At 63.2% G+C, this 14,310-nt stretch carries 11 protein-coding genes; all 11 read right to left on the bottom strand.

Features of this window, described 5'->3' with window-relative positions:
* Positions 1 to 1,947, bottom strand: a 1,947-nt coding sequence (locus EWM57_RS19985; RefSeq protein ID WP_165370588.1) for a PQQ-dependent sugar dehydrogenase, incomplete at its 3' end; no start/stop codon positions are given.
* A gap of 520 nt (positions 1,948 to 2,467) precedes the next feature.
* Positions 2,468 to 3,730 carry a carboxylate--amine ligase gene (locus EWM57_RS19980; RefSeq protein ID WP_129923074.1) on the bottom strand — a complete coding sequence of 421 codons (1,263 nt, stop codon included), beginning with the start codon at positions 3,728 to 3,730 and terminating at the stop codon, positions 2,468 to 2,470.
* Positions 3,731 to 3,785: 55 nt separating this feature from the next.
* Positions 3,786 to 5,141 carry an NAD(P)H-dependent oxidoreductase gene (locus tag EWM57_RS19975; RefSeq protein WP_129923073.1) on the bottom strand — a complete coding sequence of 452 codons (1,356 nt, stop codon included), beginning with the start codon at positions 5,139 to 5,141 and terminating at the stop codon, positions 3,786 to 3,788.
* Between the two features lie 58 nt (positions 5,142 to 5,199).
* A complete protein-coding gene (gene rfbC, locus EWM57_RS19970) occupies positions 5,200 to 5,763 on the bottom strand; it encodes a dTDP-4-dehydrorhamnose 3,5-epimerase (protein ID WP_129923072.1) in 564 nt (187 codons plus the stop codon).
* Positions 5,764 to 5,817: 54 nt separating this feature from the next.
* Entirely contained in the window at positions 5,818 to 6,927 is a 1,110-nt protein-coding gene (locus EWM57_RS19965; RefSeq protein WP_129923071.1) for an NAD-dependent epimerase/dehydratase family protein, read from the bottom strand.
* Between the two features lie 51 nt (positions 6,928 to 6,978).
* Positions 6,979 to 7,869, bottom strand: coding sequence for a glucose-1-phosphate cytidylyltransferase (rfbF, locus tag EWM57_RS19960; RefSeq protein ID WP_129923070.1), 891 nt, complete (start codon positions 7,867 to 7,869; stop codon positions 6,979 to 6,981).
* 298 nt (positions 7,870 to 8,167) lie between these two features.
* A complete protein-coding gene (locus EWM57_RS19955) occupies positions 8,168 to 8,938 on the bottom strand; it encodes a WecB/TagA/CpsF family glycosyltransferase (RefSeq protein WP_129923069.1) in 771 nt (256 codons plus the stop codon).
* 121 nt (positions 8,939 to 9,059) lie between these two features.
* Complete coding sequence (locus tag EWM57_RS19950) at positions 9,060 to 10,457, bottom strand: exopolysaccharide biosynthesis polyprenyl glycosylphosphotransferase (protein ID WP_129923068.1); 1,398 nt, start codon at positions 10,455 to 10,457, stop codon at positions 9,060 to 9,062.
* Positions 10,458 to 10,857: 400 nt separating this feature from the next.
* On the bottom strand, positions 10,858 to 11,397 hold the full coding sequence (locus tag EWM57_RS19945; RefSeq protein WP_129923067.1) for a hypothetical protein: 540 nt from the start codon (positions 11,395 to 11,397) through the stop codon (positions 10,858 to 10,860).
* A gap of 97 nt (positions 11,398 to 11,494) precedes the next feature.
* A complete protein-coding gene (locus EWM57_RS19940) occupies positions 11,495 to 13,033 on the bottom strand; it encodes an alpha/beta hydrolase family protein (protein WP_165370587.1) in 1,539 nt (512 codons plus the stop codon).
* A gap of 177 nt (positions 13,034 to 13,210) precedes the next feature.
* The gene (locus tag EWM57_RS19935; RefSeq protein ID WP_129923065.1) at positions 13,211 to 14,221 is read right to left on the bottom strand and encodes a fasciclin domain-containing protein; all 1,011 of its coding nucleotides are present in this window, start codon (positions 14,219 to 14,221) and stop codon (positions 13,211 to 13,213) included.
* Positions 14,222 to 14,310: the final 89 nt, after the last annotated feature.

Genomic DNA, 14,310 nt, shown 5'->3' with positions numbered 1-14,310 from the left:
GTAGCTGAGCCCGGCGCTGGTTTGCTCGGAGTCCGTCACGGTGGCCTGCAGGTTGTAGGTCGAGTTGCCGGACATCGGGTAGCGCGTGCCCACGGCCGGGCTGACGATGGTCACCTGGGGCGGCGTGTTATTGACCGACACCGTGAGCGACGTCTGGTTGGTGCTGCCCTGGGAGTCCTTCACGGTGAGCATGACGGTGAACTTGGTGGGCGCCGAGGTAGCCGTGGTAAACGTGTGCGTGGGGTTCACGGCCGTGCTGGTGGGAGTTCCGTCGCCAAAATTCCACAGGTAGGTCAGCGGCTGCCCGTCGGGGTCGGAGGAGGCGCTGCCGGTAAACTGCACGGCCAGGGGACTCGGGCCGTAGGCCTTATTAAGTGAGGCCACGGCCACGGGCGGGGCATTGCCGGTGGTGTTGTAGGTGATTTTGCGGATTTCGGACGGGTAGAAGTTCACGTAAAACAGCCCGGTTTCGGCCGGACTCACCGCCATGGCCACCACCACGGCCCCGCTGTTGACGAAGTCGCGCACGGCCGAGGGCTTGTTGGTGGCGTCCACGGTCATACTCCGGATCCAGCCGCCCACGTAGTCGCCGAAAAAGTAGGTATTCTGGTAGGCCGCCGGGAAGTCGGTGTAAGGATAAAAAACGCCGCCCGACGACGAGCTGCCCCCAAACTGCGGCCCCGACACCGGCGAGCCAGCCGCCCCGATGTTGATGGTGGAGGCTGTGGAGCCGCTGAAAATTCCGGTGCGCGAAGGCCCCGTGCCGTGGGCCCAGTCAATCAGGGGCCGGTTGTGCACGAACGTGGGCACCGAGGTCGGGATGGTCTTCGTGTTGTCGCAGGGATTCGTAAAAGTGGCCGTACCGGTGGGCGTGGCCTGCTTGATCAGGTCGCGGAAGTAGAAGTACTGCTGGGTGCAGCCCCCGATGCCGTACTGTGGGTTCGGCGCGTCCTGGTTGTAGGTGTTCTGAGTGGCAAAAGCGTCGTAGGGCGTCAGGCCCTCAAACAGGGGCCAGCCCAGGTTCTGCCGGGGCTTGTCCACCACGTGGGTCTCCTCCCAGCTGGCTGCGCCCACGTCGCCGATGTAGAGCGTGCCGGGGTTGCCCACGGTGCGGTCGGTGCTGCCCGTACCGGGCTTCAGCGTCATCCGAAACGGATTGCGGCAGCCCAGGGCCCACACCTTGGAGCGCGGGGCGTTGGGGTTGGTCGAGTCGTAGAACGGGTTGCTGGGAATGCCGGCGCCGGTGGCCGGGTCGATGCGCAGTATTTTGCCGCTCAGGCAATTGACCAGCTGCGCCCGGTACGAACCCACGTTTTCCTTGCTTGTGATGATGCCGTCGGCCAGGGCCTGGGCGGCGTAACTGGCGTTGTAGTTGCCGTAGTCGGGATACGGGTGGGCCCCGTCGCCGGTCGAGACGAGCAGGGTGCCGTCGGTGCCGAAGAGCAGGGTGTTGGTCACGTGCCCGTTGAAGGTCGACGGGATGCCCGTCGACTTGGTCGCGCCGAGCAGAATCTTGCGCGAACTGGCGTTGACGGTGCAGGTGCCGGTCGGGCTGGTGGCCGTGTAGCGAGTCAGCCGACCGATGGTGGCGCTGAAATAGTCGTTGGTGGCCGGATTATAGGCCGCCGTCCCGAAGTTCATTAGGTAGTGCCGGTCGACGACGTAGAGCAGGTAGAAGTAGCCGTTGGTGTCGAAGTTGGGGTCCAGGGCGAAGCCCAGCAGGCCGTGGTCTTCCCAGCCCCCGACTTCCTCACTGATGTCGAGCAGCTGGCGGCGCTGGCCGTTTTCTACCACCCACACCCGGCCCGGCCGTTCCCAGACGAACATTTTGGAGCCGGTCTTATTGAAGGCCAGCCCGACGGCCTCGTTCCACCCTCCCGATACCAGCGTGGAAGTGAACCCGCTGGGGGGGGCCTGCGCGGCCAGGGGCCGGCAAAAAATGGTCATAAACAGCCATAAAAGCGCTGTAGCTCGGTTTTTCATTTTCTCCGCCTTTACATGTGTACCAATCCTGTCCGTCAGAAGGAGCCTGGGGCCGGGGCCCACCCCCATAGGATGGCGCCGCTGCCGGGCCGGCCGCCGCGTCGGGGGCCAGCATCGACCGGCGCCACCGGTAGCGGCGCGGCGAGTCTTGCGTAGTCAGCTGGTTTCGGCCGCGGTGGCCGCGGCGGCAGGGCGTATGGCTTGGGTCAGGTAACCCAAAACGCAAAGCCCTAAGCCCTGACAATAAGCTTAAGGAACGGTGGTAAGGGGACAACCAGGGCGGGGGCAACGCTGAGCCGCAGTCGGATCTAGGTATTCCGGTACACTATCCGACGCTCAGCAGCAAGAGTAAATTTCGGATATATTTTTAAACTAATTCAATATTTTTTATAAAAAATTTAATCAATACCCTATTTAAATTTAACCTAGTCAAAAGCTGAATCGGCCCCGCTGCCCAATTGGCTGGCGGGGCCGAAGTCAGGTGTTAGCGGCTGTTAAACATTCGGTAGAGCTTGGGCAGCGGGTCGCCGAGCCAGCCCAGCACCGACGTGTCGCGCAGGGAAAACGGAATAGTGTCGGGGCGACGGCCCCGCAGCTTGTAGCGGATAAAGTTGGGAAAAGGAATGTAGCGGCCCAGGCTGAAGGAGACTGGGGCCACCCGCTGCCCCAGCGCGGCCTGGCAGGCCAGCACGGGGAAGTTCATGTTGGCCCGCACCGCCGAGCCCACCACCGTGAGCCAGAACCGGGTGTTGATTTCAATGACCTTCATCTGCCGGGTCCGGGCGTCGTAGCGCAAGTCGAGGTGGGCCACGCCGCTCCAGCGCAGCGCCGACATCACCCGGTGCACCACATCGAGCACGGCCTCATTGCGCACAAACTCGATAGCCTCGGTGGGCGCGTACGCGGAAACGGCCGGCAGCAAGCCCTTCTGAATCGAGTAGGCCAGCAGCTTCCCATCCTGGTAGAGCACGTTGCAGTCGATATCGTAGCCCTCAATGCAGTTCTGGATGATGTAGTTGCTCCCGGCGGGCAGGGCGGCCACAGCCTGCATTAGCGAAGCGCGGTCCTGAAACAGCTCGATGCCGCCCCCTCCGATGCCGTCGACGGGCTTGAGCAGCACCGGAAACTGGAAGTTCTCCAGCTGGGCGGCCAGGTTGTGGCGCACGTCCAGGATGGTGTCGGGGGCCGGGATGCCGCGCTCCTGCATAAAGGCGCCCAGCTTGCTTTTGTCGGTGGCAATTTCGTAGGCGGCTGCCTCGGGCAGGGGCAGCACGCGCAGAAAGGAGGCCAGCTCCTGGCGGTGGGCAATGGTGAAGCGCATGCCGGCCACGTCGATAGGCAAAAACACCTCCGCGTGCACCGCGGCCGCCACCTGCCGGGCGTAGGCCAGAAATTCCGCCTCCGACTTATCGGGCGGCAGGCAGTGGTGACCGCGCACGTAGCTCGAAAAGCGAAACGGACTCCGCGCATCGCGCGACAAGACGTGAATGACCACGCCCTTCTGCCGGCTCAGGCAAAACAGCACGGCCCCGGTGAGGCGGTAGTTGCTTTCCAGCACCAGCACCGTCATGCGGCCCCCGGGCTTGCCCAGGGCGGCGCGCAGCTGCGGCACGGCCGCTACGGCCGGGGCGCGGGGCGCATCGCGCAGCGGACCTTCCTCGGGCAGTGGAGGCCGGGGGGTGGGAATCAGCGGCGTCCGCCGGTCGGCACCGGCGTATTCCAGCAGGGTAATCTGGTCGGAGTTCATGTGTGTGGTCAGCAGAGGTAGGGTCGTTCAAATGAGGCAGGCCGTCGGGGACGGGTCAGCTGGTGGCCAGGGCCACTGCCGACTCGGCCTCGACGGGCCGGGCGCTGGCAGCAACCGGGCCGAAATAGGCTTCCTGCTCCCGGCGCAGCTTGTCGATAAGCCGGCCTTCGGGCAGAATCACGTCGTCGTAGGTCAGCACCTGGTCTTTGGGCACGTCGTGGCGCAGCTGGCAGCCCTCGGCCACGCCCAGCGGCAGCAAGTTCTGCTCCCGGGCCACGCCGTAGTTTTCAGCTAGGCCGTAGGTCATGTAGTGCCCGATGCCGTCGAGCGTTGCGCCGGCCTTGAGCGGAATCTTGGCGGCCGTCACGACTTCCACGCACGGGGCGCCCAGCGGGGCCAGGGCGGCATCCCGAAACAGCACGGCCCGGGCCACCGACGTCGGCGTTTCGAAGTGGCAGAGGTGGTAGGGCGTATAGAAGCAATAGAGCGGGCCGGGGCCGAGCTTGTAGAGCTTAAGGTAATGCTGCTGGATGGGGTCGTCGTGAGTACCCAGGATAAACACGCCGGGCCCGGGCTCCGCTCCCACCACGTAGTCGACGATGCCGGGGCCGCCGCTGAGCAGCAATTCCTGCGGGTACCACTCGGCGGCCTTACTGATGGGCGTGCCCGGCGCCACGGTGGGGCCCAGCATCCCGCGCTGGGCCACTTCCATGCCCAGGGCATTGGCAATGACGGCCTGCTCGAAGCTGATTTTGCTGCCGTCGGCGAAGCTGGTGACCATGCTCGGGTTCTGGCCCCACTGCCGGGCAAAGCCCTCCTGGGTTGTCGGGTTGCGGTACGGGTCGTGCAGGCCCTTGATGTTGCCGCAGAGCACGGGCTTCACGCCCAGCCCTTTCACGAAGCGGGCCAGATTCAGGGTCACGCCCGGCTGGTCCCCGTCCGAAACGGTGTAGACCACTCCGGCGCGGTCGGCATATACTTTCAGGATGGCGCCCACCGTACCGTCGAGCTCGGCGTTGAGCAGCACCACGTGCTTGCCGTGGCGAATGGCTTCGAGCACCACGTGGGCCCCGTGCTCCACGGCGCCCGTGACTTCAATGATGGCGTCGATACCGGCGGCGCGGCTGAGCAGCAGCGCGTCTTCAGTTATGGCGGGCTGCCCCCGTTCCACGCAGGTTTCGAGCTCCAGCACCGAGCTGACTTCGCGGGCCGTCATTTCCCCGGCTTCCTCATAGGCCCGGCGGGCCTGGGAAAGCGTGCGGTTGGCAATGGCCACGAGCACCATGCCGGGCACGTAGCGGCAGATTTGCAGCGCGACGCCGCGCCCCATGAAGCCGGCGCCGACCATGGCGACGCGGATGGACTGACCAAGACGCTGCCGTTCGGCCAGCGCAGTATCGATGATGAGCATAGAGTTGCGGAAAGCAAGTGAGGGAAAGTGGGGCGGAGCTGGGCAGAATAGGGCGTAGCTAGACGCTGAGCTGGCCTTCCGGGGCCGGCACCAGCAGCTGAAAATCCGGGTGATTCTGGTCTTTGGCCGACACCAGCGTGGGCTGTATCGGCCACTGAATGTTGATGGCCGGGTCGTTCCAGCGCAGGCCCCGCTCCGAGCCGGGCGCGTACTTGGCCGACACCTGGTAGCACACGTCGGTGTTGTCGGTGAGAGTGATAAAGCCGTGGGCGAAGCGGGCCGGCACAAACAGCATCCGGAAGCTGGACGCCGTCAGCTCCACGCCCAGCCACTGTCCGTAGGTCGGCGACTCCTCCCGCAAATCCACAATCACGTCGTAGATGGCCCCGTGGGTGCAGCGGATCAGCTTGGTTTCCTCGTAGGGCGCCAGCTGGTAGTGCATGCCGCGCAGGGTGCCGCGCTGGGGGTTCGACGACACGTTGGCCTGCAGCGGCGGCATCAGAATGCCGTGGGCGGCAAACTCATCGGTGCACCAGGAGCGGGCAAAGAAGCCGCGCTCATCGGACATGCGGTCCACGTCGATAATAAAGGCACCCGCCAGTTCGGTTTCGGTGAAAATCATAGCAGTGAGTGGTTGCGGTGGTGGAAAAGTGAATGCAGGTTGGAAGCGCAGCGGTTACGACAAGGCCAGCTCGGCCGGAGCCGACTCGCGCACCGGCGTTGGCGCGGCGGCCTGGTCGGCGCACCAGCGCAGGTCGGCGTCCAGCTGCCCCGACTCGCGCAGGGCTGTGAGCACCCGCAGGCGCATGAGCTGGGACGAGCGGAATTCGGGGTCGCGGAAGTTCATGCCCAGCAGGCCTTCGTGCAGCTCCGTGATGGTATCGGTGAGCGTGCGCCGGGGCTGGTGGTCGGGCGCCAGCTGCCGGAACAGGCTGAAGTCGACGCGGTAGGAGCGTTTGTCGGGCGGGGCGCTGGGGTTGAGCTGTACCTCGGTACCGGGAATGGCGGCGGCAATGGCATGGGCCAGGTCGCGCACCTGGTAGTTCCACTCTTCCGAGCCGGCGTTGATAGCCAGAAATGCCCCCCCGCAGCTGGCGGGTCGGCCAATGGCCCACTCAATGGCCCGGGCCATGTCCTGCACGTGAATCAGGGGGCGCCAGGGTGTGCCGTCGCTCAAAATGCTGATGCGGCCCGTAGCCACGGCACCAGCCACGAAGTCGTTCACAACCAGATCCAGCCGCAGCCGGTCGCTCCAGCCGCAGGCCGTGGCGAAGCGCAGGCAGGTCACCCGGAAGTTCTCGTCGGCCAGCGGGGCCAGGTCTTCTTCGCTGAACACCTTGGAGCGGGCGTAGGCCGTCAGCGGATTCAGCGCCGACTGCTCGGTTTTGGCGCCTTCGCCCCCAGCCCCGTAGATGCTGCAGGAGCTGGCAAACACGAACGACTTGACGCCGGCGGCCTTGGCGCGGTGGGCCAGCAGAATGCCAGCTTGGTGGTTTATCTGCAGCGTTACATCCTCGTAAGTCTGCCCCATCGGGTCGTTGGAAATGGCGGCCAGGTGCACCACGGCGTCCACGCCCTGCAACAGCGCGGCGGGCAGGGTACGCACGTCGCCAAACAGCTGGCGGTCCAGGCGACCTTCGGGCAAGCGCGCCGCGCCGGTCAGGCAGTGGGCGAAAAAGGCCATGTCGTAGCCGATAAGCTCGGCCTGCGGAAACTCGCGGCGCAGGTGGCGAACTACGCCGGGCCCTACGTAGCCCATATTGCCGGTAATCAGAATGCGCTGCATACGCTGGAAGTCAGAAAGTGAGGGTTGGGAAAAGCACGGAAACAGTCAGGGTTAGTCTCTGGGCAGCAGCGTGGGGGCGGCCACCCGTTGCCCGGCCGGGGCCGTCACGGCCGAAGTCATGATTTCGGTCAGTACCGGGTCGGGCGCGGCCACCGGGGCATTGTCCCACACCTTCCAGCGGGCTTTGCCGGCGCCCCAGAGTTCCTCGAGCATGTTCCGGTCGCGCAGGGTATCCATGGGCTGCCAAAAGCCGGTGTGGCGGTAGGCAGCCAGCTTGCCTTCGGCCGCCAGGCGCTCCAGCGGGGCCTTTTCCCACACCGTGGTGTCATCCTCGATGTAGTCGAACACCTCGGGCTCGAGCACGAAGAAGCCGCCGTTGATCCAGGGCGTCTCGCCGCCCTCGGGCTTTTCGGTGAAGCTGGCAATGCGGCTGGCCTCGTCGGTGAGGGAAAATACCCCAAAGCGGCCGGGCTGGCGCACGGCAGTCAGCGTGGCGGTAGCGCCCTGCTGCTGGTGGTACTCAATGGCGGCCCGGATATCGACATCCCCCACCCCGTCGCCGTAGGTCAGGCAGAAGGGCTCGTTGTCGGCCAGATGCTCGCGCACCCGGCGCAGGCGGCCCCCAGTCATGGTTTCCTGGCCGGTATCAACCAGCGTCACGGTCCAGGGCTCGGCGTTGCTGCGGTGAATCTGCATCTCGTTGCGGTCCATGCGGAAGGTCACGTCGGAGTTGTGCAGGAAATAGTCGGAGAAGTACTGCTTGATCATATGGCCCTTGTAGCCGCAGCAGATCACAAAGTCCCGGATGCCATGGTGGGCGTAGATCTTCATGATGTGCCACAGGATTGGGCGGCCGCCCACTTCGACCATTGGCTTGGGCCGAACGCCACTTTCCTCACTGATGCGGGTGCCGTAGCCGCCCGCCAGAATAACTGCTTTCATAGAGCAAGTATTAGTTGAATCGAAGGCAAAAAGAAGAGAGAAGAGAAGACGAGTCAGCGTAGCAGAACTTGGCTGCCGCAGAGTACTTGGTTGCTGAAATATAGACTATATTATAATGTTATCAATAATTTTTATTAAAATATTTTTAATAAAGACAAAAATTGATTGGTATTGTGCACTAAAAGAAACACAGTTGTCCATAAACCGATTACAATCGGCTTTAACAGAATTATTACTTGTACATACATAACTAAAGCCAGAAAATGCTTAAGTCAGCTGAACAGGCTGCTAAGGCGGTTCAGGCCGGAATATGCGGGCGGCCTACCCGGTAGGCCAGGGCGCGGCGGCTTATCAGATACACAAAGCGGGTATTGGTGTGCAGGTAGCGGCGCCACAGCCGGCGGGGCTCCAGCCACAGACGGTAAGCCCATTCCAACCAGAGCTTACGAGCCCATAAAGGCAGCCGGGGCTCCAGGCCGGCATACACCGGAAAGGCCTGCCCCACCCCCAGCATGCAGCTGCGGATCCGGCCGCGGTGCTCGGCCATCCAGCGCTCCTGCCGCGGGCAGCCCAGGGCCACAAACAGCAGGTCGGGGTCGGCGGCGTTGATGGCGGCCGTTTCGGCGGCGTCTTCTTCGGGCGTGAGCTCCCGGAAGGGCGGCGAATACGCGCCGGCAATGCGCAGCCCGGGATGCTCGTGCCGGGCCCGAGCCACCATGGCCGTCAGTACTTCGTCGGTGGTCCCGTAGAAGTACACCGACTGCTCCCGCCGGGCGGCTTCGGCCAGCAGGGCCGGCAGCAAATCCATGCCCGCCACGCGCGACTGGCGCAGGCCGTGAAACCAGCCCACGGCCGCCGCCACGGGGCTGCCATCGGGCACTACCAAGGAAGCTTCATCGAGTAGACGCCGGAAATCGGGGTGCTGGTGGGCCTCGACCAGCATGTGCACGTTGGCGCAGCAGACGTAAGCCGAAGTGCGGGCCGCGCCCATGTCCAGGATAGTACCGACGAATTCGGCGAACGTTCCGGTTGAAATCCAGGAATCCAGTACAAGACGCTTGGGTAGCATAGCCGCAAAAGGGAATAGTGATGCAACACCGGAAAAGCTGCCCGCCTGGCGTCGGCATTCAATGCCGCGGGCGAGGCGGGCAGGATGGCGCCGGGCAGTGGGCAAAATCAGCCCGCCGCGGCTAGTAGGCGTTTTTCTCGCCCCGGATCATGTTCCAGACCGTGAGGCCGATGATCTTCATATCCAGGCCGAAGGTCCAGTTTTCCAGGTATTTCAAATCGTACTCCACCCGCTTGCTCATGGCCTGGGGGGCGCGGGTTTCGCCGCGGTAGCCGTTTACCTGAGCGTAGCCCGTGATGCCGGGCGTAACGGCGTGGCGCATCTGGTAGGTGCGAATGTGTTTGGAGTACTCCTCAAGCTGAGAAATCATGTTGGGCCGGGGCCCTACCACTGACATGTGGCCGAGGAAGACGTTGAAAAACTGGGGTAGCTCATCGAGGTTATACTTGCGCAGGTAGCGGCCGACCCGGGTTACGCGGGGGTCTGACTTGGTGGCCTGCAGCTCGGTGTGCCCGTGGCTGGCACTCATGGTGCGCAGCTTGAAGCACGGAAACAGCTGGTTGCGCTTGCCGGGCCGCATCTGTTTGAAGAAAACCGGCCCCGGCGAATCCAGCTTGATCAATAAGGCCAGCAGCGGCAGCACGATGGGAAAGAGCAGCCCGATAACAGCCAAGGAAAAAGCCACGTCGAAGAGGCGCTTGAGCACCTGGTTGGTGCGGATGTGCAGGGGCTCGTGGCGGATGGTGAGAATCGGCAGATGGTCGTAGTAATACACGTTAACGTCTTTGCGCACGGTGCCGCGGAAGTCGGGCACGATGCGGAAGGACAGGAAATGGTCGTCGGCAAACTGCGACAGTTCCTCAATCAGGCTGTGCTCATTCAGGGGCAGCGAGAAGTAGATTTCGTCAATCTGCATCTGCAGGCAGTACTCTTTGAGCTCCGTGAGCGGGCCGCGCACCAAGGGGCGCAGGGTGGCCGGCACGGGCTCGTCGGCAAAGAAACCCTCGAACTGATTACCTACCGGGTCGTGCGACACCAGGAAGCGGTACAGTTCCTGCCCGCTCTCCCCGGCCCCGACGATAACGAAGCGGCTGTGGGGCCGGGCCAGGTGCTGATGGTAGGCGCGGTAGCCAAACGTGAGCAAGAATCGGCCGCATACCACGGTAGTCACGGCCAGGGTATAGACGGCAAACAGGTAGCGCAGCGGCAGCCAGTACATCTTCAGCACCAGCACCACCACCAGCACAATGCAGGCGTGGAGCAGGAAGGTGCGCATCAGGTAAAGCAGCTTCTCGGGGTAGGTAATGAGCCGGTCGACCCGGTAGATATTGGCAAACTGCCCCGACAGAATCCACCACAGCAAAGCGAAAATGGCGAAGAAGAACGGGAAGTACCCCGTGAACTGCCAGGTCTGCAGAATCAGCCGTCCGGCGAGGCGGAAGGAGGCAAAAATCAGCAGCACATCCACCACGGGCAGGATAAAGCTGGAAGCGTCGGTGTAGCGTTTGTAGCGTTCCATGGGCATTCAGGAAGTAATCAGCACAACCAATGGGAGGTAATTCGGACCAAGAGGCAACAGTACGCATTGCTCTTAGACAAAGAAACCAATATTTATGCTTTAAACAATATTAAATATCACTTTATTTTTCACAAGCAAAAATATTCATGGGAATCAGTCACAAATAGCTCATCTATTGACACTGGCTGCCATTGGAGCAAAACAATACTATATACTTTAGCTTCAACCCCTTACCTATACTGCATCATGTCAATGGCTTCAGCTTGTCGTCAGTAGGCATACCGGTCTTCGTCCGTAATCAGAACCGGGAAAAACACGAGCCCCCGCCAGCTACTGCTGACGGGGGCTCGAAACTAGTGCGGCAGTAGCTGCCGAAACCCTGCGCTGGGCTACCCTAACTTCAGGCCGTGCCGAAAGCCGGCAGCTTGCGCTCAGCCATGCGCTGGTCCATCAAAGACTTGCTGGACAGCATAACCGTGGCGTAGCCCTGGGGCACTTCGGTGTAGCGCAGGCTCACCTGCTGCCCAATCCAATATTCGCTCTTGGTGGAAGCCAGGCGCTGGCCCTGCCCGTACTCGTCGAGCAGAAACTGGTGGATGGCCCGGCAGTTGGCGTCGCCCATGGTGCGCACCTCGATGGAGCAAAGCTTGTCCTTGTAAAAGCCGTAGCTGATGCCCGTCACCCGGAAGCTGCCCACTTTCAGGTTTTCGAACGCCCGGGTGTAGTAAGTGGTTTGGGTGCTGGCGTCGGTGCGCTCGAGCACCAGGTTGCGAAACGTGTGAATATCGGCGCCGAGGGTGACTTCGCGGAAGCCGTTCTTCTTATCCAGAATGCGGATGGAAGGCGCCAGGCTGGGCTTGGTGCTGGAGCCAACGTGCGGATCGGCCTGGCTAGCCTGGGCAGCGAGAACGAGCAACAAGGCAAGTGCGAGGCGTTTCATAGAGGCAAGATACCATTTTGCCCTAGAAAGACTCCTAATTGCCCGGATTTTTTCCCTGGCAGTCAGCTACAACCGTTGCGGCAGCCCCATCACCGTCCTAATTCGGCAGCTGCTGACGAACAAAGTCGCGGATGGACTCCTGGGCGGCGGTAGAGAAGGCCGGCTTGGGCTGCCCACCTACCAGGGGCCACTCTTGCTCGGGGGCCTGAAACTGGTGGTTGACGCCCACCAGCTTGCGGGACACCACCCGCTTGCTCGCGCGCAGGCCCCGCTCCAGCAGCGGCAGGTTGCTGACCCCAACCTGGGAGTCGAGCGTGCCATTGAGCAGCAGCACCGGGCACTGCACTTTGACCAGCTCGGCCTGTGGGTCGAACTCGAGGAAGTAGCGGAACCAGGGCGTGGTCATCTGGGCGGCGCTGGTCTGGGCCGCCGACTGCCCCAAACCGGGCGTAAACTGCTGGAGCATGTTGGCCACAATGGCCTGAGCCTGGGCGTTGTTGGCGGTCTGGCGGATGATTTCGAGCATGGCCCGCTGCTGCTTCAGCACCACGTCGAGCTGCTTTTTGTCTTCGGCCCGCTGGCGCATGCGCTGCTGGTCGAGGAAGGTTTCGACCTGGGCCGAATTGGCGCCCTCGGCCCGCATCTTGTCGGCCTGCCGACGCACGTCGTCCTGAAACTGCTGCTGACCGGAGGCCGCGCCGCCGGTGGTATCCGAGCTGCTGATACGGCGGGCTTCGGCCTGGCGCAGCACCAATTGTTCCCGTCCCACTACGCCCGAGGCGGCCAGCGCCACCACGAAGCTGGGCGGCAAGGGCTGGGCCGCGGTGAGCAGGGCCACGTTGCCGCCCTCCCCGTGCCCGATCAGGCCCAGGTGGTTGAAGTCAATCAGGGGACGGGTGCGCAGAAAGTTCAGGCTGGCCTGGGCATCCTGGACCAGCGCCGCGGTGGTGGTAGCCGCGTTGTCGCCGCCCGACTGGCCCACGCCCCGGTCGTCGAGGCGGAGGACGGCCGTGCCCTGGCGGGTAAGGTAGTCGGCCAGCTCCCCGTACATACGGTAAGTGCCCACGGTACCGTCGCGGTCCTGGGGGCCAATGTCGGAGAGCAGCACCACGGCCGGAAACGGACCAGCGCCGGCCGGGATGGTTAGCGTGCCGCTCAGGCGGGTGTTGTCAGCCAGATTAGTGACCGTCACTTCCTCCACGCGGTAAGGCGGGGGAAATTTAAAGTTCTTCGGATCTACTTTGGGCGCCACCGAAAAGGCGAGCGTCACGGGCGTTTTGTAGCCGGGCTGCTGCCAAGTGCCCCGGAGCTCTTTGCCGTCGGCGGAGCGCTGGGCCACGAACTGGCAACCGACCGCCTGGGCGTCAAATAAGAGGGTGTCGCCGCGCTGCTGCACTTCCATGGGGGAGCGCACAATGCGCTGCATGGGCACGTCGAGGGTGGCAAAGCGGTTGCCACCGGCCAGCTCGGTCACGGAAATACTAATGGGCAGGCTGCCGCCGGGCACCGCCAGGGTCCCTTTCCACTGGCCTTCCAGGTTTACGCGGGCGGCGGGCTCGGTCTGGGCCACTGCCGCCACCGCTACCACCATTACCATCAGCCAGCTTCCCAACAGGCTGGCGAGACACTTTTTCATAGTTGCAACTGCTAAAACTCTTCGTTTTCCGCCCGAGCCCGGCATGACGCTTCGGCGCAGAGACCGGAAAAGTACGATATAAAGCCCAGCCGTTGCAACCATCTGTCCGAACGGCTGCTACGACTGGGTGAGTAAGTACTTTTAGTCGCCTAATTTTTGGCTGGTGCGCCCGCCGGATTAGGGCAGCAGCACCTGGTCGATGACGTGCACTACGCCGTTGGTGCACTGCACGTCGGGGATGACCATGGCGGCCGGCGCCGTGTTGCCGGTGCCTTTCACCGTCAGCAGGCCATTAGCAAACGGGCCCATGAGCAGGCGCGAATCGGCCAAGGTGGTGAGCGACGCATTTTCGGGCAGCTCGGAGGTGAACTTGTCGCCGTTGGCGCCGGCCACCACGTGGTTGAGCAGCACCTTGGCCAGCACATCAACCCCGCCGACCTTGTTGGCAATGCTCTGCACGTCGGCCGCGGGCGTCGTGACGGGCAAAGCCAGGGCCTGCATCAGGTTCTTAAAAGCCTGGTCGGTGGGGGCAAACACGGTAAAGGCGGGGCTGCCGGGCGTCTTGGTCAGCGCGTCGGTGAGCTTGCAGAGCTGCAAAGCGGCCACCAGGTAGGTCAGCTCGGGCTTCACAAACACCTGGGAGGTGCTCAACGCCACGGCCGAGGAGGTGATGTCGGCGCCAGTGGCCAGCAGCACCTTGTCGATGCTGTGAATCCGGCCGTTGGTGGCCTTCACGTCGGTAGCCAGGATGCGGGAGCCGTTGACGTACATGCTGCCCCCGCGGAAGGTGAAGCGGCGGTTGGGCCCCAGGACCGAGGCCGAGGTCTTGCCATACTGCAGCGCGTCGCCGGTGACGAGGCCGTTGGCCACGTGGTAGAGCAGGGTGTTGGTCAGAAAGGGCTGCTGCAGGGCGTTCAAGTCGGCAGCGGTGCGCAGGCCGAGCCGGGCGAAGGCGTCGTTAGTGGGCGCAAACACCGTGAAGTTGCCCTGGGGGTCGTTGGGGTTTTTGTTGGCCAGCGTGGTCACCACGCCCCCGCGGATGGCGGCATCCTCGAGTTCCTGGAAGTCGGCCGTGGCCACGGCGACGCCGGCAATGGAGAGGTCCAGGTCATCATCCTTGGCGCAGCCAGTGAGCAGCAGGGTCGCGGCCCCCAGGCCAACGAGCAATTTGGGTAAAGAAGTAAACATGTGCAGTAGGTAAAGAGACGGAGAATCAGCGCAGAAATTCTGGCCAGCAAGCTGGTCCGGGCCACCTACGAAACAAAAAGTTCCCCGGA

Origin of the sequence: Hymenobacter persicinus, assembly GCF_004167665.1 — a bacterium.
GTDB lineage: Bacteria > Bacteroidota > Bacteroidia > Cytophagales > Hymenobacteraceae > Hymenobacter > Hymenobacter persicinus.
Note: the sequence above shows the minus strand (reverse complement) of the source record. Positions and strands in the feature narration are given on the sequence as shown.